At 41.6% G+C, this 406-nt stretch carries 2 tRNA genes; both read right to left on the reverse strand.

Features of this window, described 5'->3' with window-relative positions:
* Positions 1-179 precede the first annotated feature (179 nt).
* Positions 180-255, reverse strand: a tRNA-Val gene (locus HC728_RS19895).
* 31 nt (positions 256-286) lie between these two features.
* A tRNA-Lys gene (locus tag HC728_RS19900) sits at positions 287-362 on the reverse strand.
* Positions 363-406 lie beyond the last annotated feature (44 nt).

Below are 406 nucleotides of genomic sequence, written 5' to 3' on the forward strand. Positions count from 1 at the left end.
AAGAACACTTGAATGTGTTGTTCTTCGTTTTACAAAGTAAAACAAAGGATATTAAGAACTTTTAAATTTTGATTTAGATAACTCGTAAGTTATTTAAATCAGTCAGCTTTCCAAATTGTTAAAGAGCAATGTTTCTTTCGAAACCATTTTTAAAGACTCTCAAGGAGAATACTTAAAGATGGTGGGCGATACCGGGCTCGAACCAGTGACCCCCTCCTTGTAAGGGAGGTGCTCTCCCAACTGAGCTAATCGCCCACGAAAGTTTTAATTCCTTCGTGAGAAAGAATGGTGGGTCGTGCAGGATTCGAACCTGCGACCAATTGATTAAAAGTCAACTGCTCTACCAACTGAGCTAACGACCCAATGGTATCCCGTAGGGGAGTCGAACCCCTGTTACCGCCGTGAA

The organism is Aliivibrio sp. S10_S31 (genome assembly GCF_014694495.1).
Lineage (GTDB): Bacteria > Pseudomonadota > Gammaproteobacteria > Enterobacterales > Vibrionaceae > Aliivibrio > Aliivibrio fischeri.